This window comes from Arthrobacter sp. R-11 (assembly GCF_049913155.1).
Taxonomy (GTDB): domain Bacteria; phylum Actinomycetota; class Actinomycetes; order Actinomycetales; family Micrococcaceae; genus Arthrobacter.
This window is the reverse complement of record NZ_CP183979.1, coordinates 3,586,605-3,608,855: the sequence shown is the minus strand read 5'-3', so window position 1 is coordinate 3,608,855 and position 22,251 is coordinate 3,586,605. Positions and strand designations below refer to the sequence as shown.

Below are 22,251 nucleotides of genomic sequence, written 5' to 3'. Positions count from 1 at the left end.
ATGGACATCGCTCTCGTCCAGTTGTCCAGTCCGGACAACGAGACGCAGGCCCAACGCATCGAGCGGGCGGAGGCCCTGCTGCTCGAACAGCGCGGGGTGGACCTCATCGTCCTGCCCGAGCTGTGGAGCGCCGGCTACTTCCACTTCAGCCAGTACCCGGAGCTTTCCGAAACGGTTGAGGGGCCCACCGTGGCGATGTGCGCCGCCGTGGCCAAGGAACTGCAGAGCTATGTCCACGTCGGGAGCATTGTCGAACGCCTCGCCAATGAAGCCGGCACTGCCGAAGGCGGCGCCCAAGGCGCGGCGCCGGTGCTCCGCAACACCTCGGTGCTGGTGGACCCGCAGGGCAACGTGGCCCACAGATACTCCAAGCTGCACGTCTTCGGCTACAAGTCCCTCGAAGCCGAACTGCTTACCCCCGGCGACTCCCTGGCCGTGGCCGGCACCCCCTTCGGGCAGATCGCCGGCACCACCTGCTACGACCTTCGCTTCCCCGGCCTCTGGTCCGAGCTGAGCGTCCGGGGCGCCGAAATCGTGGTGGTTCCCGCCGCCTGGCCGGCCGCCCGCCGGGAGCACTGGCGCCTGCTGACCTCCGCACGCGCCGTCGAACACCAGGTCTTTGTGCTCGCCTGCAACGCCGCAGGTGTGCAGGAAGGCGTGGAACTGGGCGGCACCAGCCGCGTGGTGGACCCCGCCGGCCGCCTCCTGGCGGAAGCCGGCGACGGCGAGGAGGTGCTCCGTGTGGGCATCGACCCGGCCGCGGTACAGGCCACCCGCAGCGAATTCCCGGTCATCGCCGACCGGCTCGCGGACTACTCGGGCCTCGCCCGCTGACCGCGCTGACAATTGGACCCTGAGCAGGAAAGACACCCATGAAGACAAACACCCGAACGCTGGCGTTCGACGTCGCGGGCACCGGTGAGACGATCGAGCTCACCGACTTCACCGCCGTCGTGGCCGGATACACCGGCCGCGACGCCGCCGCCGTCCAGCACCACATCGACGAACTCGCCGCCATCGGCGTGGCACCGCCGCCGGCCGTACCCATGTTCTACCCCGTGGAAAGCGTCACGGTCAGCCCGGCAGCGGCGCTGGATGTCGCGGGGGAGAAGACCTCCGGCGAAATCGAGCCGCTCTACATCCGGCACGGCGGCCGCTACTACCTTGGAATAGCCTCGGACCACACGGACCGGCACGTCGAAACCCTCGACATCGGCGATTCGAAGCGGGCCTGCCCCAAACCGGTGGCCGGCACCGTCGTCGCGATCCCCGAACTCGAAAGCCTCTCGCTGGACGAGTGCCGCGCCCGCAGCTGGGTGGACGGCCGCCTGTACCAGGACGGCACGCTGGACAAGCTCCGCACGCCGGCCAATGTCGTCGGGCTGCTCCTGGAGCGCAGCGACATCGGCGACGGCGACTTCGTCTGCCTCGGCGGAACCCTGCCGGTGATCGGCGGCGAGTTCATCTACGGGCGCGAATGGCGCATCGAACTGACCTTCCCCAACGGAAACACCATTGACCACACGTACATCATCACGAAAGGACTGCAGTCATGAGGACCGGAGACGAGTACATCAAGACGCTCAACGACGGGCGCACGGTATTGATTGACGGCGCGGTAGTCGACAACGTCGCCGAACACCCCGCATTCCGCAACGTGGCCCGCACTATCGCCGAGCTCTTCGACATCGCCGCGGACCCGGCCAACGGCATGCAGTACCACAGCGAGGAAATCGGGGGCACGGCCAACCGGGTCTTCAGCATCCCGCGCAGCGCCGAGGAACTGAAGCTCCGCCGCCTCGCCGTGGAGCGCTGGGCCAAGCACACCCACGGCTGGGTGGGCCGCAGCCCCGACCATGTCGGCACCTTCTTCGCCGCCTTCGGCGCGCACCCTGAGGTCTTCGCCAGCGAGGAACGCGACTACGCCGGCAACCTCACCCGCTACTACGAGCGGATCCTGCGGGAGGACCTGTATGTCTCCTACGCGATCATCCCGCCGCAGTATTCGCGGGCGACGACGGCGTCCGGCTGGGAGGGCGACAACATCCAGGTGGGTGTGGTCGGAGAGACCGAAGAAGGCCTGATCGTGCGCGGCTCGCAGATGCTTGCCACCGGCGGCGCCATCGCCGACGAAGTGTTCGTCACCTGCATCAAGCCGCTGGGTCCGGACGACGTGGACTTCGCCATCAGCTTCGCGCTGCCGGCCGCCACCAAGGGCCTGAAGTTCCTCTGCCGCCGCCCCTACGCCACGAGCACCACGAGCGAGTTCGACTACCCGCTCACCAGCCGCTACGACGAATCCGACGCCCTGGTGATCTTCGACGACGTGCTGGTGCCGTGGGAGCGCGTATTCATCAACCGGAACATCGACACGCTGCGCCGCCAGTTCTTCGACACCGGCGCCCACGCCCTGGGCAACTGGCAGGCGCAGACCCGCCTGACGGTCAAGCTGCAGTTCATCGCGGCCGTGGCCCGCAAGATCGCCGCCGTCAACGGAACCGACCGGATCCCCGGCGTCCAGGAAAAGCTCGGCGAACTCGCGGCGCTGGTCTCCTCGGTCGAGTCCGCGCTCCTCGCTGCGGAGTACAGCGCCGAAGCCGACGAGTCCGGCATGCTGGTTCCGGGAAAGCGTGCGCTCTACGGCATCATGGGCCTGCAGTCCGAGACCTACCCGCGCGTCATCCAGATCCTCCGCGACCTGGCCGGCGGTGGCGTGCTTCAGCTGCCCTCCGGCGTCGCTGACATGAAGAGCGAGGTGACTGCTCCCGACGTCGAGAAGTACGTCGCGTCCCCGAACGTCAGCAGCGAGGAACGCATCAAGCTCTTCCGCCTGGCCTGGGACATCATCGGCACCGAGTTCGGCGGCCGCCACCAGCAGTACGAGCTGTTCTACGCCGGGGCACCGTTCGTGGTGAGGGGCGCCTACACCTACCGCAACTACGGCTACGAAAAGCATGTGGCCGAACTGGACGAGTTCCTGGCCGGCTACGACGTGGACGGCCGCAAGGAGGAGGACTAGCCATGGCAAAGCCGGAGTTCGAATTCACTCCCACATCCTCGGTGGAGTTCACCCCGTGCAACCCACACATCGAGGGCCTGTCCGAGGCCATCCTGGCCCGGGATGACTCCAACGACTCCGTCACCCGGATCCTGAAGTTCGAACCGGGCACGGACACCTCGCCCAACGGCGCCCTGACCCACGATTTCTGGGAAGAGGTCTTCATCTTCGAGGGCTCCTTCGTGGACCAGCGCCTGGGCAGGACCTTCAAGGCCGGCGACTGGGCCACGCGCCCGCCAGGCATGGAACACGGACCGTGGATCTCCGAGAATGGAGCCAAGATGTTCGAAGTGCGTTACTACCAGGACGGAAAGAACTGACATGGTCACTCCAGCAGTCTTCGCCGAGCCCGACGGGCTGGCCATGCGCCGGACCATGGGCCGCTTCCTCACCGGTGTGGCCGTGGTGACCACTGAGCACGACGGCGAGCAGTATGGCATGACCATCAACTCGCTCACCTCCATCAGCCTGGACCCGCCCATCCTGATGATCTCGCTGAACTTCAACACCCGCACCGGCGACGCCGTGCTGGCCAGCGGGAGGTTCGCCATCTCCATCCTCGGCGCGAAGCAGGAAGCCGTGGCACGGCAGTTCGCCACCCGCGGCGGAGCCCGCTTCGAAGCCGGGTCGTTCGACACGACGGAGGGCGGCCTGTCGGTGGTGGCGGGTGCGCTGTCGCAGGCCGAGTGCAAGGTGGTGCACCAGTACGACATCGGCGACCACCAGGTGTTCTTCGGCCAGGTCGTCTCCTGCCGGGACCGGGACGGCGAGGGCCTGGCCTTCAATGCCGGCAAGTTCGGCTCGTTCCGCGACTTCAACCACGATGCGATGCCTTGGACGTTTTAGGGCGCTGCACGTCCTAGGGCCAGCTGGCGCATAGCAAGGCCGCCGTCTTCCGGACACCGGAGGGCGGCGGCTTTCCGCTTTTAACACCCTGTTGTTAAATCCCGACGGCGGCCTGCCGCCCCCACCGCACATGTCCACCTTTGGTTTCGAAGACCGGACATATCAGTAACATGCGCACACCTCGGCGCCAAGGCCGGACATGTCCGGTGGATCAGGCTGCGCGGGTCCGGGCCACGAAGCGGAAGCGGTCCCCGCAGAAGCGGCCGACGGTCCACTCGACCACCTTGCCGGCGTCGTCGAATCCGGTGCGGTCGATCCGCAGCAGCGGCGAACCCATTTCGACCTTCAGGAGCCGGGCTTCCTCAGGACCTGCAAGATAGGTCTCGACGCCGTCCTCCACCTCGGTGATCCGGATGCCGAAGTCCTCCCGGAGGGTCGCGTACAGCGAACCGCGCTCCCGCAGGCGCTCGTCGAAGCCCGTCAGCTCGCCCGGGATGCAGGCCGTTTCCAGGCCGAGCGGTTCGCCGTTGCCCAGGCGGACACGCTGCACCCTTACGAAGGGGGCGCCCGGAGCGAGCTGCATGTGCTCGGCCTCGAGGGCATGGCTCCCGTCCACATGGAGCTGCTCGATCTCCAGGATTTCCGACGACGGGGTGTAGCCGATTGCCTGCGCGTCCTCGGTGAAGGAGGTCAGCTGCCGCACGTGCGTGATTTTCGGCCCGCCCGTGTAGGTGCCCGAGCCCTGGGTGCGGGTGAGTTTGCCTTCGGCGACGAGCTCGCCGATGGCCTTGCGGACTGTGGTGCGGGAGGTGCCAAAGTCCAGGGCGAGCGTGCGCTCGGTGGGGATGAGGGAGCCCGGAGGCAGGTCCGCGATCATCTCCAGGATGCGCATCTTGTAGACGTAGTACTTCGGCAGTTCGCTCACCGTCCGATCTTAACTCTTGACGGCCAGATTGGTCTATGCCAATCTTGTGCAAGTTGGTATATACCAATTCAGCCCCTGTCTCCCAGCCCCCGAGGACACCGATGTCTCTCCTGAACGACCTGCGCAGCACCCCGCGGCTCGGCCTCCTGATCGGCGCGACTGCCGCCGCCGTCGGCGTGATCTACGGCTACGACCTGTCCAACATCGCCGGCGCCCTGCTGTTCCTGACCAAGGAATTCCACCTCTCCACGAGCGACCAGGAAATGGTGACCACCGCCGTCGTTGTCGGCGAAGTGCTCGGCGCCCTGGTGGGCGGCTGGCTCTCCAACCGCATCGGCCGCAAGGCGTCCATGGTGGCCGTCGCCGCCTCCTATGCCGCCTTCGCCCTGCTGAGTGCGTTCGCCCCCGGCATCCCGGTCCTGATGGTGGCCCGCCTGTTCCTGGGCCTGACCATCGGCATCTCGGTGGTGGTGGTCCCGGTCTTCGTTGCCGAGAGCTCGCCGGCCAAGGTGCGCGGCGCCATGCTCGTTGCCTACCAGGTGGCCACGGTCATCGGCATCATCCTGGGCTACATCGCCTCCTGGGCCCTGTCCTCCACCGGCGAGTGGCGCTGGATGCTGGGCCTGGCCGCGGTTCCCGCGGTGGCCGTGCTGGCCATCCTCCTCCGGCTCCCGGACACCCCGCGCTGGTACGTCATGAAGGGCCGCTTCGAGGAAGCCCGCCGCACCCTCACCACGATCGAACCTGACTCCGACATCGACGCCGAGATCGAGGGCATGCGTGCCGCGCTCGCCGAGGAATCCGGCGGACGCAAGTCCGGAGTGGTCAAGGAAATGCTCCGCAAGCCGTTCCTGCGCGCCACCGTGTTCGTGGTGGGCTTGGGCTTCTTCATCCAGATCACCGGCATCAACGCCGTGGTCTACTACAGCCCGCGCATCTTCGAGGCCATGGGCTTCAGTGGCAACGAGGCGCTGCTGCTCCTGCCAGCCCTGGTCCAGGCCGCGTCCCTCGTGGCCGTGTTCGTCTCCCTCGCCCTCGTCGACAAGGTGGGACGGCGGCCGATCCTGCTTGGCGGCATCGGCATGATGGTGGTGGCGAACGCCCTGCTGATCGGCGTCTTCCTGGCCGGCCAGTCCTTCGGCGGCGCTCTCACCGTGCTCGGCTTCCTGGGCGTGCTGCTTTTCACGGTCGGCTTCACCTTCGGCTTCGGTGCCCTGGTGTGGGTCTACGCCGGCGAAAGCTTCCCGGCCCGCCTGCGCTCCCTGGGTGCCAGCACCATGCTCACCTCGGACCTGATCGCCAACGTGGTGGTCTCCGCCTTCTTCCTCACCATGCTCCAGCGCCTGGGTGGGGCCGGCACCTTCGCCGTCTTCGGCGCGCTCGCCGTGGCCGCGTTCTTCTTCGTGCACCGCCTGGCCCCCGAAACCAAGGGCCGCAACCTGGAGGACATCCGGATCTTCTGGGAGAACGGCGGACGCTGGGAATCCCGCGAGGTTTCCCGCGGGGTGCCCGGCGGTGTTTCCCGCGAGGTTTCCGGCGGGGTGCCCGCGGCCAAGCGCTGAGCCCCAAGCCGCGGGGAGCATGCCCCTCTTGGCTTCGAAGGTTGGACATAGTGCGCATATGTCCAGCCCTCGCAGCCGGGAGTGGGCATGCTCCCTGGCATTTAACCCTTCATCCGGGCGTCAAAAACGGATGACTTGTCGTCGGGCTATTGACGGGGTATTTGAGGTGCATCATCATAAGTGAATGGCTTTCACTAATGAGGAGGCGGCAACGGCGCCGTCCACAGACATCGCCCCCGGCGGACTGAAAAAGAATGCGATCGGCACGCGGGACATCGTCTACATGCTCGTCTCGGCTGCCGCCCCGCTCACCATCGTGGTGGGCATCGCGCCGCTGGCGCTCGCCGTCGGCGGTGTGGGTGCCCCTGCCATCTACATCGTCGCGGCAATAGGCCTGGCGCTTTTCGCCATCGGTTTCATGGCGCTCACCCGGCACGTCAAGTCCTACAGCGGCTTCTACGGCTACATCTCCAAGACCTTGGGCCGGGTGATCGGCCTGGGCTCCGGGCTCACGGCCTGGATGAGCTACAACGGCATCCAGATCGGCCTCTACGGGCTGCTCGGCATCCAGGCGGACCTGGCCGTCAAGGGCCTCACCGGCATCTCCCTCCCGTGGTGGCTCTACGCGATCATCGCCATCGCCGCCGTCTGGTACCTGGGCTGGCGCGGCATCGACGTCGGCGCCAAGGTACTGGCCGTGCTGCTCACCCTGGAGACCGTGATCGTCGCGATCGTCGCCGTCTTCGTTCTCGGCAAGGGAGGCGCTCAGGGCATCGGGTTCGATTCCTTCAGTCCCGAGGCCATCTTCTCTCCGCAGTTCGCCGCGGTCATTTCCCTGGGTTTTTCGGCCTTCATGGGCTTCGAATCAGGCGCCCTCTACCGGGAAGAAGCACGCGACCCGGACCGTAGCGTGCCCCGCGCCACCTACATTTCCATCGCGTTCATCGGCGCGTTCTACGCCTTCTCCGTGTGGATGATGGTGCAGGCCTTCGGGCCCAAGGCCATCCAGGACTTCGCCGCCGGCCACCTCGACGCCGGCGACACCGCGTACATCATGGCCGGCGAGTTCGCGGGCGAATGGTGTGTGAGCCTCATGAGCCTGCTGATCGTGACCAGCATCTTCGCTTCCCAGCTGTCCTTCCACAACACCATCAACCGCTACACGCTGTCGCTCAGCCGCGAGGGCATCTTCCCCAAACACTCCGGCCGGATCAGCCCGCGGTACAGCACGCCGTCGGTGGCCGGACTCGAACAGACCCTGCTCGCCCTGGTCCTCGTGGCCGCTGCGGCCGTGTTCCAGCTCGACCCGTTCACCCAGTTCCTGATCTGGACGAACACTCCGGGCGTGCTGGGCATCCTGTTCCTGCAGGCGCTGACCGGAATCGGCGTCGTGGCTTTCTTCCTCCGCCGCCGGGACCGCAGCCTGCGCTGGTACGTGGTTCCCTCTGCGGTCATCGCCACGGTGCTGATGGTGGTGGTGTCCTTCCTCATGGCCGCCAACGCGGAACTGATCACCGGACTGCCACCAGGCGACCCGGTCAACACCACCTTGCTGGTCATCGCACCGCTGGTGTTCGCCGCGGGGGTGGCGCTCGCCGTCGTCCTGCGGCGGGTAAACCCGGCCGCCTACCAGCGCATTGGACACGCGGAGTAAGCCGGGAGCCTAGGCTGGAGGAATGCAGACTTCGGCGAAGAAGAAGATGGGGCGTCCCCTCACCCCGCGGCTTTCCCGCAAGGCCATCGGCCGGGCCGCCCTGGCCATGTTCGAAGCGGGGGAGGACCTCTCCCTGCCCAAGCTCGCCGAGCGCCTCGAAGTCACCCAGTCCTCCTTTTACAAGCACGTCAGCGGCCGCCAGGAAATCATCGAACTGGCCCGCGGCGCGCTGGTGGAGCGGGCCCGGGTGCCGGAACAGTTCCCGGACACGCTCGACGGCGTCATCCGCCAGACGTTTGAGGCCCTGATCAGTGCCTACCGCCTGGTGCCGGCCCTCCTTCCGCTGCTGCTCACCCAGCCGGTCACCCACCCCGCCGCGCTCGGCCTCTACGACCACTTCGTGGCGGCTTTCGAGAAGGCCGGAGTCCCGGCGCACCTGATCATCCCGGCTATCGAGGCCCTGGACAGTGCGGCGATCGGTGCAAGCCTCGACGCCTTCGCCATGGAGGCCGCGTGGAGCATCGATGAGGGCCGGCAAGAGAGCTACCCCCATCTGTCCATGGCACTGGATGCTGTGGCAGCCAGCAAGACCGACCGCTTCACCTTCCTCGCCGACGTCCTCGCGGCGGGATTGAAGGCAGCCATCGACGACACCGCTTAGGTCCGGGCAGGCGGCACAAAGTACCCTTGGAGACTGTGAAGGTACTCGTCATTGGCCCCGGCGGCCGCGAACACGCCATTGTCCGCTCCCTGCTCGAAGATCCCAACGTGTCCGAGGTCCACGCGGCTCCGGGCAACGCCGGCATCGCCAAGCTGGTTCCCACGCACGCCATCGACGGCAACGATCCCGCCGCCGTCGCGCAGCTTGCCGGCAAGCTCACGGTGGACCTGGTGGTCGTAGGCCCCGAGGCTCCGCTCGCCGCCGGTGTGTCCGACGCCGTTCGCGAAGCCGGCATCCCGGTGTTCGGCCCCAGCAAGGCCGCAGCCCAGCTTGAGGCGTCCAAGGCCTTCGCAAAGGAGGTCATGGCCGAAGCCGGCGTGCCCACCGCGATGGCCCGAGTCGCCACCAACACCGAGGAAGCCGCCGACGCACTGGACACCTTCGGTGCCCCGCACGTTGTCAAGGACGACGGCCTGGCGGCCGGCAAGGGCGTGGTGGTCACCAACGACCGCGCCGAGGCCCTGGCCCACGCCCAGGCCTGCTTCGACGCCGGCGGATCCGTGGTCATCGAAGAGTTCCTGGACGGCCCCGAGGTTTCCCTCTTCGTCCTCTGCGACGGCCGCACCACTGTCCCCCTTTCCCCCGCGCAGGACTTCAAGCGCATCTTCGACAACGACGAAGGCCCCAACACCGGCGGCATGGGTGCCTACACCCCGCTGGACTGGGCTCCCGAAGGCCTCGTCCAGGAAGTCATCGACCGCGTGGCCCAGCCCACCGTGGACGAGATGGCCCGCCGCGGCACCCCCTTCGTCGGCGTGCTGTACTGCGGCCTGGCCCTGACCTCGCGCGGCACCCGCGTCATCGAATTCAACGCCCGCTTCGGCGACCCCGAAACGCAGGCCGTCCTTGCCCGGCTCAAGACCCCCCTGGGTTCCCTGATGCTGGCAGCGGCCAAGGGCGAACTGGACACCGCCGAAGAGCTGCGCTGGTCCAAGGACTCCGCGGTCGCCGTCGTCGTCGCGGCCGAAAACTACCCCGACACCCCCCGCACCGGTGACCGCATCACCGGACTGAAGAAGGTTGAAAGCCTCGAAGGCGTCCACGTCATCCACGCCGGCACCAAGCTGGACGAGGAAGGCCGGGTGGTCTCTGCCGGCGGGCGTGTCCTCGCCGTAGTGGCGCTCGGCAGCGACCTGGTGGAAGCCCGTGAACGGGCGTACGACGGCGTCGAGCTGGTCCAGCTGGAAGGCAGCCAGTACCGTACGGACATCGCAGGCAAAGCCGCCCGCGGCGAAATCCGGGTGTCCCCGACCACCGGCACGATCCCGGCGGTGAAGGGCTGATCATGACCGAACTCAACACCGGTGGTTTTGCCGCCGAGACTCTCGATCTTCCGGGCTGGAAGCACGTGTACTCCGGCAAGGTCCGCGACCTCTACGTCCCGGCCGACGAATCGATCAGGGAACAGGTTGGCCAGGACTGCGTCCTGGTGGTGGCCAGCGACCGGATCAGCGCCTTTGACCACGTGCTCTCCAGCGAAATCCCGGACAAGGGCCGCATCCTGACCCAGCTGAGCCTGTGGTGGTTCGAACAGCTCGGCGTGGAACACCACGTGCTGGCCTCGACCGTGGCCGGCGGTGTTCCCGAGGCCGTCGAGGGCCGGGCGATGATCTGCAAGAAGCTGGACATGTTCCCCGTTGAGTGCATCGCCCGCGGCTACCTCACGGGCTCCGGCCTGGCCGAATACAAGCAGTCCCGCACCGTCTGCAGCATCCCGCTGCCGGAGGGCCTGGTGGACGGTTCCCGCCTGGCGGAAGCCATCTTCACGCCGTCCGCCAAGGCGGAGGTGGGCGAACACGACGAGAACATCACCTTCGAGGCCGTGGTGGATGCCGTGGGTCCGGATGTCGCGGACCGGCTCCGCGAACTCACCCTGGCCATCTACACCAAGGCCGAGGAGATCGCGCGCGACCGCGGCATCATCCTGGCGGACACCAAGGTGGAGTTCGGCGTGGACGGCGCCAGCGGCGTCATCACCCTGGGCGACGAAGTGCTCACCCCGGACTCCTCGCGCTTCTGGGACGCGGCAAGCTACGAACCGGGCAAGGCACAGCCGTCCTTCGACAAGCAGTACGTCCGTGACTGGCTGACCTCCGCCGAATCAGGCTGGGACCGCGCATCCGACACCCCGCCGCCCGCGCTGCCGGCCGACGTCGTCGAACGCACCCGGGCCCGCTACGTCGAGGCCTACGAGAAGCTCACCGGACGCAGCTTCGCCTGACACGACCGGTAGCAAGTGGGCGTCGTCGCCTACCGTCCCGGGCGTTTCTGCGGATCTTCCAAGGCAGGGTTCCCCTCGGGGCGCTCCTGCGGATTGGTTCCCGGGCCATCCGTAGGGTTGGCGTCGGGGTCCTCCACGGGAGGGTCCTGCGTGGCATCGAACGGGAAGCCCTCGCGCGGACTTGTCGTGGGGTCCGGGGGCACCTCGCTCGGTGCCGGGTCTCTGGGATTCCCGTTCATTGCATTGTTCCTTGACTGCTTGCGACTTGAGGGACGACTGCTTGCGACTTGAGAGACGCCGGTCCGTGGCTAGGGGGCCGGCGTCCTGCGTGCCGGAAACCCGGCCAACGGTTCCCGGCGGTGGAGGTGACTGGCCTTGACGGCCAGGGCCGGGAAGGCTGCGGATCGGGAGGTCCGGACTGGGGAGAAGACCGGACTCCTGACCAAGCCAGCCTTAGACGCCGTGGGATCGCCGTCGGGAGGTGAAGCTGAGGAGCCAGCCGATGGCGGCGAGGGCCAAGACGATCACGCCAACCCACAGCAGGAAGCTCAGTGACGGCGTGAATCCGCCGACGAAGAGCAGGACTATGGCGATAACGCCTACAACAATTAGAAGCGTGTTCATGGTGAACGCATTCCGTTTCCTTGCGGGAATCCGCACCGAGGTTTTCGGATTCCCCTTGCGACATGTTCAGTACAGCCCAATCGCAGCTGTTGGTTCCTCGCAAGGCGCCCCCGGCACCTTCCAAGGGCTCGTTTTGTGAACGGCAGGCCTGCCCCTGTTGTGTTGGGGCGCCAACCATGGCCACAAGATCATTAATTGCACTTACCAGCACCCTTATCAAGGCCACCAGCCGAAGGCTTCTTCCTGCGGCGCCGCACCACGTGGCCGGGCAATTTTCTGCCCTGGACCGCCAAGGTATCCGTGAGTGCCGGCAGCTTACAAACGAAATGAATCTGCGCGGGGTGCAAGGCCATTCCGCCCCGGTCCAAGCGGGCGTATTCTTTGGGCAAGGGTAAGTAGCGCCGCGCTGCGCCCCCGAGCGGTTCGAGGCATCATGGAAAAAGCACCTTCAGAGGCTGAAAATCCACGCCAGCGCCAGTCCCCGAACCAAGTGGTCAACAGTTACGTCCTTCTCCTCAAGCAGGTGCGGCAGGCTGGCTTGCTACGACGCAGGCGCGGTTTCTACATCACCGTCTTCGTCATTCTGATGGCAGCCTGGGCGGGCACCTGGACCGGATTCATCCTGCTTGCGGACACCTGGTTCCAACTGCTGATCGCGGCCGGCATGGGCGTGGTGCTGACCCAGTTTGGATTTCTGGCCCACGAAGCAGCACACCGTCAGATTTTCGCATCCAAGGGTATGAATGAGTGGTCCGCCCGCCTTATCGGGACCGGTTTGGTGGGGATCAGCTACGCCATGTGGACCCGGAAGCACACCCGTCACCACAACCACCCCAATATGATCGATAAGGATCCGGATATCCACACCGGGGCGATCGCCTTCCATCCGCAGGCGGCGGCTTCGCGTACCGGCTTGATGATCGGGGTGACGCGCCGGCAGGGATGGCTGCTGTTCCCACTGCTGTTCTTCCTTGGCCTGAGCCTGCACGTTGATTCGTTGAAGTACCTGTTTCGCCGCGGGAGCGTTGATCACCGGTGGGTCGAGATCCCGCTGCTAACGATGCGGCTGCTCTTGGTTCCGGTGCTCGTGTTCTGGATCCTGCCCGTTGGCATGGCGTTCGCGTTCCTCGGCGTGCAGGTGGGCGTATTCGGGTTCTACATGGGCGCCTCGTTCGCGCCCAACCACAAGGGCATGCCCGTCATGCCAGCATCCAGCCGGGCGGACTTCCTTCACCGTCAGGTGATTACGGGACGCAACATCGCCGGGGGCTGGTTCATGGACACTCTCATGGGTGGGCTAAACCGCCAGATCGAACACCATCTGTTCCCGGATATGCCCCGTCCATACCTGCACCGTGCAGCCACGTTGGTGCGCTCCACCTGCCTGGAGCAGGGAATCCCCTACACCGAGACCAGCCTCATCGCCTCCTACGCGATCGTGGTCCGTTACCTGAACGCCGTCGGCCTGATGGCTGGTGGACCATTCGAATGCCCCGTTGCGGAAAACCACAGGCCACGATGAATGGAGGCGCGGGGGTGCCGCGGGCCGCTCAAGAGCGGAGGATTGAAGTGTACCGAGAGGAAAGTGACCAATAATGGCATCGGAACCAGTGACGCCCGGAGGCCTGCCGCCGAAGCAGCAGCCCCAGACAGGAGCGACTTCGGAAACCGCCTCCTCCCTTCCCACTGTGGCAAGGCCCAAGCCAACCCGGTCCGGTGTGGTCTGGGTGGCCGTTGTCGTAGCGCTCATCATGCTAGTGCTGCTGATCATCTTCATCCTGCAGAATCAGGAACCCGCCAGGGTAATGTTCCTAGGCCTCGAAGGTACGCTCGCCCTGGGAATGGCACTATTCATCGCCAGCGTGGGCGGGGGAATAGTCGTAGCTGTCGCGGGCGCGGCAAGGATCATCCAACTCCGCTCTAACGCCCGCAAAGCTAGGCAGCTCTACAAGCGCAGCCAACCGCCCCTTCAGGGGACGATCAAAGAAGGTGGACCCCAGCGGACGCGCCGTCATCGGCCCGAGGCATGAATGGACCCCACGGGGACCCTGTCTTTTTCCGGGATTCGGCTACTTGGGGGAGTTCGCAGCGTGGCTGGCCGCCTGGGCGCGCCGTTCGGCGAGGCGGATCTCCAGGAGCGAATCCATGGCCTGCTGGACACGGTCCGCCGCGCCCGCGGCCGTGAAGTCCGCCTGCGCTTCTTCTAGGTAGACCAGGGCATCGGCGTTCTCACCGGCGGCCTTGAGTGCCTTGCCGAGCAGGAAGGACACCTCGCCTGCGGTGTGGCGGGCCAGTTCGCCACGGTCCGCGTGGATTTCACGAAGCTTCGCGACGGCGGCCAGGATGTCCCCCGTGAGGTAGAGCCAGCGCGCGCGGATGAACGCCACTTCCAGCTGGTCGGTCTTGTTGCCGCCCACGATCGACAGGGCGAGTTCGGCACGCTCGATCGCCGAGAGCGTCTCGGGTTCCACGATGCCCGAAGACAACCTGACAGCCGCCGAGGCCTTGTTGAAGCGGGCCCAGAGTTCGATGTCGTTTGCGGGGGAGAGGAGCTTTGCCGCGCGCTCGTGGTGTTTGATCCCTTCAGCGTAGTCGTGCCGCATGAAGGCCACGTTGCCCACCACCCAGGCGACTTCGCCTGCGAGCTGGGACATGGAGTGTTCGTCCATCTGCGCCATCATGGACTCGCAGTATTTCCAGGCCTCGTCCAGCTTGCCGCTTTCGGCGAGGGCACCGATAAGGGCCCGGTGCGCGCCGATGATGAGCGTGGAGCCCTTGGGGAGCTGCTGGCTGAGCCGGACCGCCTCCGTGGCGTGTTCGACGGCGGTGGCCAGCTGCCCTTGGCCGTGGCAGACGGCGGCGAGCATCTGGCGGGCGCGGACGCCGAGGCCCGCCGATTCGGTGGCCATCGGGTGCTCCAGTAGATGCTGGATGATCTTCTGGCACTCCTTGAGCTGGCCCTGCTTCATGACGCATTCGGCCTGCATGTAGGTCATGTTCCACCAGGCGCTGGTGTTCCGCGCTTCCAGGGCGATCTGCGCCGCGGCCGCAGCGTGGCTGGCCGCCAGCGGGTAGTCCCTGAGGTCCCATGCCTGCCGCGCGTAAAGGCCGGCAAGTACGTACTCGGCATCGCTGACGGACACCGGCTGGCTCCAGGCTTCCAGGGCTTTGGGTGCCAACTCGAGCCGGCGGGCAAGTTCTTCGATGACCTCGGCAGTGGGTTCGCGGCGGCCGGTCTCCAGCAGTGAAATGTAGCTGGGGGAGTAGAGGTCCTTGCCCAGTTCGGCCTGGGTCAATCCTCGTTCGAGCCGCTCGGCACGGAGCTTTTCTCCGAATCCGTTGCCCACCGCGTCCTCCTAGATATGGTGCTTTAGTGCCGTCTTTCCGGGTTAACCTTGACAGCCTCTGTGGAAAACATTTTACAATGTGTGTCAACAGGGACCGCACTAATTTCCATAACGAATCCGACTCGCATCGAGGGAAAACCATGTTCAAGAAGATCGCTGCATCTGTCGCCTTGGCGGGCGCTCTTGCATTCACGGCCGCGGCTCCGGCCGTCATCTCTGCAGCCCCTGTCGCAGACGCCGTTCATACGGTGCTCAGTATCGGCAATTGGCCCGATCCTATGCGCTCACAGGCCATTGGCAACTGGCCTGATCCGATGCGCGCCCAAGCCATTGGCAACTGGCCTGATCCGATGCGCGCCCAGGCCATCGGCAACTGGCCGGACCCAATGTAATAATCAATTGATTTGATAAATCACCCCGGCGTCTGGGCGTCGGGGTGATTTCTTTTCCGTCGGAGGGCCCGGCGGCGAAATGCTAAACCGGCCAATGGAATGTTTTTCGCCGGCGCCGGAAAGCCGGCCGGAAAAACCGGCCAGCGAATTGTTTTGCTTAAACAAGCAAGGCCTCCCTAATGGAAGGCCCTGCTCTAATTGGTCGGGATGACAGGATTTGAACCTGCGACCTCTTCGTCCCGAACGAAGCGCGCTACCAAGCTGCGCTACATCCCGATCCGTTGCAAAAGCAACGTGTTCAAGGATAGCCGATCCCTGCCCCGGATGCGAAATCGGCGGCGCACCGTCCCCGGACAGGGCCCCCAGGACGGGTGCTCCGGCGGTTAGACGAGCGACTCCCGCCAGGCCCCGTGCAGCGCGGCGAAGCGTCCGCCGCCGCTGATCAATTCGGCGGGAGAACCGTCTTCGACCACCTCGCCGTCGTGGATGACGAGCACCCGGTCCGCGGACTCGACGGTGGACAGCCGGTGGGCGATGATGATCGCCGTCCGTGCTGCGGCTCCGCCTGGTCCGGTGCCGGCGAGCAGGCTGGACAGGCCGGCCTGCACCAGCCGCTCGGACGGAATGTCCAGGGACGAGGTTGCCTCGTCCAGGATCAGCACGGCGGGTGCCGCGAGGAACGCCCTGGCAAAACTGATCAGTTGGCGCTGCCCTGCGGAAACCCGTCCCCCGCGCTTGTTGACGTCGGTGTCATAACCGTCGGGCAGTGCAGCGATGAAGTCATGGGCGCCGACGGCCCGGGCTGCCGCCTCGATCTCGTCGCGCGAGGCGTCGGGGCGACCGAGGGCAATGTTGTCCGCCACCGAGCCGCTGAACAGGAACGCTTCCTGGGTGACCATGACCACGGCGCGGCGCAGCTCGCTGCTGTCCAGGTCCCGCAGCTCCACGCCGTCGAGCGTCAGGGAACCGGCGGTGACATCGTAGAAGCGGGCGATCAGCTTCGCGAGCGTGGACTTGCCGGCCCCGGTCTGGCCCACGAGGGCCACGGTCTGGCCCGCCGGAATGTGCAGGTTCAGGCGGGGCACCACCGTTTTGCCGGCGCCGTAGCTGAACTCCACGTCACGGAACGCGATCTCGCCGCGGGCATGGGGGAGCGGAACGGGGTTCTTGGGCGGCCGCACCGTGGGAACTTCCTCCAGCAGCCCGGACACCTTCTCCAGGGCGGCCTGGGCGCTTTGGAAGGAGTTGTAGAACATCGCCATCTGGTCCACCGGCTGGAAGAAGCGCTTGGTGGACAGGATCAGGGCGAGGAGGACGCCCACGGCGAGTTCGCCGCTGAGCACCCGGAAGCCGCCGAGGAGCAGCACCACTGCCACGCACACGTTGCCGATCAGCACCAGGCCCGGCTGGAAGATGCCGTTGAGGTTGATCGAGCGCACCGTCACACGGCGGTAGTCCTCGGAGAGTTCGCCGTAGCGCTGCGCGTTCTCTTTCTCCTTCCGGAAGGCCTTGACGGCACGGATGCCGGTCATGGTCTCGACGAAATGCACGATCAGCCGTGCCGAAACCACGCGGGACTCCCGGAAGGCGATCTGCGAATGCTTCTGGTACCAGCGGGCCAGGAAGAACATCGGGACGCCAGCGGCCAGCATGATGAGGCCGCTGCGCCAGTCGAGCGCGAAGACCGTGATGGCCGTGAACAGCATGAACAGCAGCCCGGATGCCAGCGAGCTGACGCCGGAGTCCAGCAGTTCGCGGAGGGCTTCAAGGTCCGAGGTCTGCCGGGCGATAATGCGGCCCGAGGTGTACTTTTCGTGGAACTCGAGGCTGAGCCGCTGGGTATGGCGGAACACCCGCAGGCGGAGGTCCAGGAGCATGGCCTGGCTCAGCCGCGCCGTGGACGTGACGTAGAGCGCAGTGAGGGCCGCGGTGGCCACGGCGGAAGCGAGGTAGAGGACGCCGGCGAGCAGCAGGGGTCCGTTACTGCCCGCCTGCAGCGCCGGCAGGGCATGGTCGATGCCGAAGGCGATGATGGCCGGGCCCGCCACGCGGGTTGCCTGGGACAGGACCACCACGGCCAGCGTGAGCCAGAAGCGGACGCGTACCGGCCTGATTAGCGAGCCCAGCAGCGCGAGGGAGCGGTGCCGCACAGCCTTGCTGTCCGAGCGGCTGAGGTGCGCATTGTCCTCGTTGGATGTACCGAAAGTGCTCATCGCCGTGCCTCCCCGGCCTGTTCCAGTTCGTCCAGTTCGTCGTCGAGGTTGCTGTCCAGGTCCTTCGGACCTTCGTCGAGGCTCGCGATGACGAAGCGGTAGTGCGTGTTGCGCTCCAGCAGTTCCGTATGGGTCCCGACGTCGGAAATCCGCCCGTCCTCGAGCAGGGCCACGCGGTCCGCGAGGGCGACAGTGGACGGCCGGTGCGCGACGATCAGCGTGGTGGTCTCTTTCAGCACTTCACGGAGCCGGGCTTCCACCAGTTCCTCGGTGTTGACGTCCAGGGCCGAGAGCGGATCGTCCAACACCAGCACCCGCGGTTTCGCCGCGATTGCCCGGGCCAGGGCGATGCGCTGGCGCTGCCCGCCGGACAGGCTGAGTCCTTCTTCGCCGATCAGGGTGTCCACGCCGTCGGGGAGGGAGTAGGCGAAGTGCGCCTGGGCGACGTCGAGCGCTTCGTCCAAAGCGGCCTCGGAAGGATCAGGTGCGCCGAGCAGCACATTCTCCTGCACGGAACTGGAAAAGAGAGTGGTGTCTTCGAAGGCCACGGCAACCACGGTCCGCAGTTCCTCGACGTTGAACTCCCGCACGTCCACGCCGTCGATCCGTACGGATCCGCCTGTGGCGTCGTAGAGCCGGGGGACGAGTTGGAGCAGCGCGCTCTTGCCGCTTCCCGTCACGCCCACCAGGGCCATGGTCTCACCGGGGCGGACGTCAAGTGTGATGTCGTGCAGGAGGGGACCGCCGTCGTCGAACGCGAAGGAAGCGTGGTCGAAGCGCAGGCCGCCGCGCAACTGGGGCGGAGACTGCGGCGCATCCGGACTGGTGATGGTGTTGGCCGTGTCCATGACTTCGAAATGCCGGTCCAGGGCGGTTTTGGCCGTCAGCGCCATCGCCAGCAGCATGCCGGAGAACTCCACCGGTGCGGCCACCACAGCGGCAGTGGCGAAGAACGCCACCAGGGAGCCGATGCTCAGCTCGCCGGTGGAAGCCAGCATGATGCCCGCCACCAGCCCGACGCCAAGGGCCAGTTCCGGCAGCAGGGTCACCACCAGGCTGAACTCCGCCTGCTGCTTGGCCTTGGCGATCTCGGTCTGCCTCAGTTCCTCTGCCTGGCCGTTGAAGTTTTCCAGCGCCTCGCGGCTGCGGCCGAAGGCCTTGAGTACGCGGATGCCATGGACCGATTCCTCCACGGTGGTGGCGAGGTCTCCGGCCTGGTCCTGGCTGAGGCGGGCCACCAGGCTGAAGCGCCGCCGGAAACGGAAGGAGTAGACCATGATCGGCAGTGCCGCGGCCAGGAAGATCAGGGCCAGTTGCCAGCTCATGGTGAACATGACGCCGACGCCGATCGCCACGGTCAAGGTGGTGACCACCAGCATGATGGCCCCGAATGCCATCCAGCGGCGCAGGAAGTTCAGGTCCGTCATGGCCCGCGAAAGCAACTGACCCGAGCCCCAGCGGTCGTGGAAGGAAACCGTGAGGTCCTGCAGGTGGCCGTAGAGCGAGACCCGCATGCGGGTCTCCACCGTGGTGGCCGGGTTGATGACGAACTGCCGGCGCAGTGCCACCAGTCCCGCTTCTGCCATGCCGAGCAGCAGGATCACGACGGCGGAAATCCACACCGCGCTCCCCGCGCCGCCGGGTTTGAGGAAGTCATTGACCAGGACCCGGAGGACCTGCGGGATGGCAAGGGCCACCACGCTGGCAAGCAGAGCGCTGAGCAGGCCCAGGAAGAGGCGGGGGAGGATCGGCCTGACATGGGGGTAGAGGCGTTTGATGGAAGTGAAGAACGACGTTTGCTTGGACATACCCGCTTCTCGACAGCTGGATCTTCAGACGGCAGAGGTGGTTTCCTACAGCAACTACCCTATGCCATGCGTGATTCCCTTCACAGGGAGAAGGCAGCCAATGGTGAAATGTTTTACCACTTATCGTGATCCGTAATCGCATGACGCGGATCATTGGTGGAAACAGGAAGGCCGTCCCCGGTATTCCGGGGACGGCCTTCCTGTTGCTTTCCGGCGGGGCTCAGCCCTGCAGCGCCTCCAGAACCGCAGCTGCCACTGCGGCGCTGGACTGCGGGTTCTGGCCACTGATGAGGTTCCCGTCGCGTACCACGAAGCTGGACAAGGCGGCGCCGGCCTTGGTAACGGCACCCCGCTCGCGCAGCTTGGCCGCGACGAACCACGGGGTGTTTTCGCCGAGCCCGCCGGCAAGCTCTTCGTCGTCGGTGAAGACGGTGAGCTTGCGGCCGGCGAAGACGAAACTGCCGTCGGGCCTAGTGGCGCTCAGCAGGGCCGCCGGTCCGTGGCAGAACGGCGCGATGACCGTTCCGGCGTCGTCCGCCTCGCGCAGGATGGCTCCCAGAGTGGCGTCGAACGCAAGGTCGGCCATGGGGCCGTGGCCACCCGGCAGGACAATTGCGGAGTAATCCGCGGTTTTCACCTCGTCGAGGGAGAGCGGAGCCTTCAACTGGGCGGCGATTCCATCGAGGTAGGAAGACAGTTCTGCCACGGCTTCTTCGCTGCCGACATTCGCGACAGCGAGCGAGCCCGGGTCGACGGGAGCGGCCTTGCCGCCCGGAGTGGCGATGACTACGTCGTGCCCTGCGGCGGTCAGCTCGCGGTGGGCAACCACGAGTTCTTCGGCCCAGAAGCCGGTAGCGTGCTCGGAACCGTCGGCGAGCGTGAGGGAGTCTGCCGCGGTGGCGACCATGAGGATCTTGGACATTGTGTTCCTTTCGACGCCACTGAGTATGCCCGCCGCCGGAACCGCCCGGTGATTGGAAAACCTTGGCGGTCCATCCGATTCCTGATGCTGCTTCTCTGGAGTCCCGCCCCCTACGGTTTCAGGTCCCCGAGCGCCCGTACGAAGGCACGCAGGTGCGGGTTCCGGCTGAGTTCGCCGGCGCGCACGGCAAGGTGCACCGTGTTGAGCGGAGGCACCTCGGGGGAGTGCAACTGCACGAGAGAGCCTTCTGCGAGTTCCTTTTCGATGAGGTAGACCGGCAGCACGGACATCCCCAGGCCGGATTTCACCACTGCCCGGATGCCCCGGAGGTCCGGGACGACGGCGGCTGTCTTGAGCCCGCTGGGACGATGCCCGAACACCGTGCGCCAGTAGCGGCGGATGATCGGCAGGTTCTCGGCGTAGGCCACCAGCGGGATGCCGGTGAGGCGGCCGGCGTTGTCTGCATCGACAACGGTTCCGGCCCAGGCGGGTGCCGCCACCAGGGCGAATTCCTCGTCGAAGTACGGTTCCGATTCGATGCCGCGCACGCGGGGCAGCACTGAGCTGAACACCACGTCCAAGGTGCCTGTGCGCAACTGCTCCAGCATGCCGTCGGCCAGGCCGAAGGTGATCCTGACAGGCGCTCCCGCCGCATCCGTCAGGTCCTTGAGTTTGGGAAGGAGCAGCTGGCTGGTGAGTTCGGCTGGGCCGCCGAACTGGATGGCGAGCGGCGAGTCGCCGGACGCCGGAAAGGCATTGGTGATGTCCTCCAGGGCGTCGACATGCGGGGCGACCTCGCGGACCAGCACCTCCGCCCGGGCAGTTGGCGTGACGCCGGTGCGATGCCTGGTGAACAGCGGATAGCCCAAGCCGGACTCAAGCGCACGGATATGGCTGGTGACGGTGGGCTGCGAGATGCCGATCAAGGCCGAGGCCTCGGTGAACGAACCCGTACGGTACACCGTGACGAAGGTCCGGAGATGTTCCAGGTCCGGCTTGGCCATCGGCTAGGTGCGCGGTGTGAGGGTCAGCAGCACGGCTTCCGGGCGGCAAGCGATCCGCACCGGTGCGAAACGCGAGGTGCCGATGCCGCCGGAGACGTTCACCGGCGTCGTGCGTCCGTTGCTTTCCCAATCGTTCAGGCCCCTGGCGCGCCAGGTGGGCAGGTCGCAATTGGAGACCAGGGCGCCGTAGCCGGGGATGCAGACCTGCCCGCCGTGAGTGTGCCCGGCGAGGATCAGGTCTGCGTCAGCCTCGGTGAAATGGTCCAGCACGCGCTGGTACGGCGCGTGGATGACGGCGACGCGGAGGTGCGGGCGCTTGTCCTGTCCGGCGGTGCCGCGGGGCCAGCCGGCATAGCGTTCGCGCTTGAGGTGCGGATCGTCGACGCCGGAGAAATCCAGCCGGACACCGTTCACGGGCAGCGACTGGTGCCGGTTGGTCAGGTCGATCCAGCCGGACATACCGAAGCCGGAGCGCAGCTTGGGCCAGTCCAGTTTGATGGGGTCCTTGCGGAGCCGGCTGGGGCCCTGGAAGTAACTGAGCGGGTTCTTCAGGGTGGGCGCGTAGTAGTCGTTGGAACCGGGAACGAACACGCCGGGCAGCGCCATCAGCGGGCGAAGGGCCTCAAGCAGTGGATCTATGGCCTTGGGGTGGCTGAGGTTGTCTCCGGTGTTGACCACGAGGTCCGGCTTCAGGTCCGCCAGGGACCGGAGCCAGGCCGCCTTCTTGTCCTGGCCCGGGACGAAATGGATGTCGCTCAGGTGCAGCACGCGCATCGGCGCCGAACCGGCAGGGAGGATCGGAAGGGTTTCCTCCCGAAGGGTGAACTGGTCCTTCTCCCACCAGCCGTAGGCGGCGGCAGCAGCGCCCGCTGTGGCGCCGACGGCGGCAGTGACGGCAAGGCCGCGTCCGAAGTCACGAACGCGGCCTACCAGTTGTCCCTGGGCGGTCATCAA

General features: G+C 66.2%; 21 protein-coding genes and 1 tRNA gene. 12 read left to right on the top strand and 10 right to left on the bottom strand.

The features are described 5' to 3' along the window. From ACN9M4_RS16425 to ACN9M4_RS16405, 5 genes are read left to right on the top strand one after another with little or no spacing between them, the layout of a single operon-like run. Window positions 1-834: a carbon-nitrogen family hydrolase gene (locus ACN9M4_RS16425; RefSeq protein ID WP_426299716.1), complete on the top strand. Its 834-nt coding sequence runs from the start codon at window positions 1-3 to the stop codon at window positions 832-834. Between the two features lie 38 nt (window positions 835-872). Continuing rightward, window positions 873-1,556: a DUF2848 family protein gene (locus ACN9M4_RS16420; protein ID WP_426299714.1), complete on the top strand. Its 684-nt coding sequence runs from the start codon at window positions 873-875 to the stop codon at window positions 1,554-1,556. Further along, complete coding sequence (locus ACN9M4_RS16415) at window positions 1,553-3,019, top strand: 4-hydroxyphenylacetate 3-hydroxylase family protein (RefSeq protein ID WP_426299712.1); 1,467 nt, start codon at window positions 1,553-1,555, stop codon at window positions 3,017-3,019. Before ACN9M4_RS16420 ends, ACN9M4_RS16415 begins: the two co-directional genes overlap by 4 nt. Before the next feature lie 2 nt (window positions 3,020-3,021). Continuing rightward, the gene (locus ACN9M4_RS16410; RefSeq protein ID WP_426299710.1) at window positions 3,022-3,378 is read left to right on the top strand and encodes a cupin domain-containing protein; all 357 of its coding nucleotides are present in this window, start codon (window positions 3,022-3,024) and stop codon (window positions 3,376-3,378) included. A 1-nt stretch (window position 3,379) separates the two neighbouring features. After that, window positions 3,380-3,904 (top strand): flavin reductase family protein, encoded by a 525-nt coding sequence (locus tag ACN9M4_RS16405; protein ID WP_426299708.1) that lies wholly within the window; start codon window positions 3,380-3,382, stop codon window positions 3,902-3,904. A 211-nt stretch (window positions 3,905-4,115) separates the two neighbouring features. On the opposite strand, the gene ACN9M4_RS16400 is transcribed toward ACN9M4_RS16405, so the two are convergent. Further along, window positions 4,116-4,829 carry a GntR family transcriptional regulator gene (locus tag ACN9M4_RS16400; protein ID WP_426299706.1) on the bottom strand — a complete coding sequence of 238 codons (714 nt, stop codon included), beginning with the start codon at window positions 4,827-4,829 and terminating at the stop codon, window positions 4,116-4,118. 101 nt (window positions 4,830-4,930) lie between these two features. Here ACN9M4_RS16400 and ACN9M4_RS16395 point away from each other — a divergent pair, with 101 nt between their 5' ends. From ACN9M4_RS16395 to ACN9M4_RS16375, 5 genes are all read left to right on the top strand, one after another. Further along, window positions 4,931-6,391 (top strand): sugar porter family MFS transporter, encoded by a 1,461-nt coding sequence (locus ACN9M4_RS16395; RefSeq protein WP_426299704.1) that lies wholly within the window; start codon window positions 4,931-4,933, stop codon window positions 6,389-6,391. Window positions 6,392-6,575: 184 nt separating this feature from the next. Then, window positions 6,576-8,045 (top strand): APC family permease, encoded by a 1,470-nt coding sequence (locus ACN9M4_RS16390; RefSeq protein ID WP_426299702.1) that lies wholly within the window; start codon window positions 6,576-6,578, stop codon window positions 8,043-8,045. 22 nt (window positions 8,046-8,067) lie between these two features. Continuing rightward, complete coding sequence (locus tag ACN9M4_RS16385; protein ID WP_426299700.1) at window positions 8,068-8,706, top strand: TetR family transcriptional regulator; 639 nt, start codon at window positions 8,068-8,070, stop codon at window positions 8,704-8,706. A 35-nt stretch (window positions 8,707-8,741) separates the two neighbouring features. After that, entirely contained in the window at window positions 8,742-10,049 is a 1,308-nt protein-coding gene (purD, locus tag ACN9M4_RS16380) for a phosphoribosylamine--glycine ligase (protein WP_426303510.1), read from the top strand. Window positions 10,050-10,051: 2 nt separating this feature from the next. Beyond that, on the top strand, window positions 10,052-10,987 hold the full coding sequence (locus tag ACN9M4_RS16375) for a phosphoribosylaminoimidazolesuccinocarboxamide synthase (RefSeq protein ID WP_426299698.1): 936 nt from the start codon (window positions 10,052-10,054) through the stop codon (window positions 10,985-10,987). Between the two features lie 453 nt (window positions 10,988-11,440). Here ACN9M4_RS16375 and ACN9M4_RS16370 read toward each other — a convergent pair whose 3' ends face one another. Beyond that, window positions 11,441-11,611: a hypothetical protein gene (locus ACN9M4_RS16370; protein WP_426299696.1), complete on the bottom strand. Its 171-nt coding sequence runs from the start codon at window positions 11,609-11,611 to the stop codon at window positions 11,441-11,443. A gap of 433 nt (window positions 11,612-12,044) precedes the next feature. Between ACN9M4_RS16370 and ACN9M4_RS16365 the strand changes: the two genes are divergently transcribed. Further along, complete coding sequence (locus tag ACN9M4_RS16365) at window positions 12,045-13,133, top strand: fatty acid desaturase family protein (RefSeq protein ID WP_426299694.1); 1,089 nt, start codon at window positions 12,045-12,047, stop codon at window positions 13,131-13,133. Window positions 13,134-13,680: 547 nt separating this feature from the next. On the opposite strand, the gene ACN9M4_RS16360 is transcribed toward ACN9M4_RS16365, so the two are convergent. After that, on the bottom strand, window positions 13,681-14,958 hold the full coding sequence (locus ACN9M4_RS16360; RefSeq protein ID WP_426299692.1) for a helix-turn-helix domain-containing protein: 1,278 nt from the start codon (window positions 14,956-14,958) through the stop codon (window positions 13,681-13,683). Window positions 14,959-15,098: 140 nt separating this feature from the next. Between ACN9M4_RS16360 and ACN9M4_RS16355 the strand changes: the two genes are divergently transcribed. After that, the gene (locus tag ACN9M4_RS16355) at window positions 15,099-15,350 is read left to right on the top strand and encodes a hypothetical protein (RefSeq protein WP_426299690.1); all 252 of its coding nucleotides are present in this window, start codon (window positions 15,099-15,101) and stop codon (window positions 15,348-15,350) included. A 3-nt stretch (window positions 15,351-15,353) separates the two neighbouring features. Here ACN9M4_RS16355 and ACN9M4_RS16350 read toward each other — a convergent pair whose 3' ends face one another. The 7 genes from ACN9M4_RS16350 to ACN9M4_RS16320 form a co-directional block, all read right to left on the bottom strand. Further along, a complete protein-coding gene (locus ACN9M4_RS16350) occupies window positions 15,354-15,515 on the bottom strand; it encodes a hypothetical protein (protein ID WP_426299688.1) in 162 nt (53 codons plus the stop codon). A 34-nt stretch (window positions 15,516-15,549) separates the two neighbouring features. Further along, a tRNA-Pro gene (locus ACN9M4_RS16345) sits at window positions 15,550-15,626 on the bottom strand. A gap of 107 nt (window positions 15,627-15,733) precedes the next feature. Beyond that, window positions 15,734-17,563 carry an ABC transporter ATP-binding protein gene (locus ACN9M4_RS16340; protein ID WP_426299686.1) on the bottom strand — a complete coding sequence of 610 codons (1,830 nt, stop codon included), beginning with the start codon at window positions 17,561-17,563 and terminating at the stop codon, window positions 15,734-15,736. Continuing rightward, a complete protein-coding gene (locus ACN9M4_RS16335) occupies window positions 17,560-19,371 on the bottom strand; it encodes an ABC transporter ATP-binding protein (RefSeq protein ID WP_426299684.1) in 1,812 nt (603 codons plus the stop codon). Before ACN9M4_RS16335 ends, ACN9M4_RS16340 begins: the two co-directional genes overlap by 4 nt. 220 nt (window positions 19,372-19,591) lie before the next feature. After that, window positions 19,592-20,293 (bottom strand): type 1 glutamine amidotransferase domain-containing protein, encoded by a 702-nt coding sequence (locus ACN9M4_RS16330; RefSeq protein ID WP_426299682.1) that lies wholly within the window; start codon window positions 20,291-20,293, stop codon window positions 19,592-19,594. 110 nt (window positions 20,294-20,403) lie between these two features. Continuing rightward, on the bottom strand, window positions 20,404-21,297 hold the full coding sequence (locus ACN9M4_RS16325; protein ID WP_426299680.1) for a LysR family transcriptional regulator: 894 nt from the start codon (window positions 21,295-21,297) through the stop codon (window positions 20,404-20,406). Between the two features lie 3 nt (window positions 21,298-21,300). Further along, window positions 21,301-22,248: a metallophosphoesterase gene (locus tag ACN9M4_RS16320; protein ID WP_426299678.1), complete on the bottom strand. Its 948-nt coding sequence runs from the start codon at window positions 22,246-22,248 to the stop codon at window positions 21,301-21,303. Window positions 22,249-22,251: the final 3 nt, after the last annotated feature.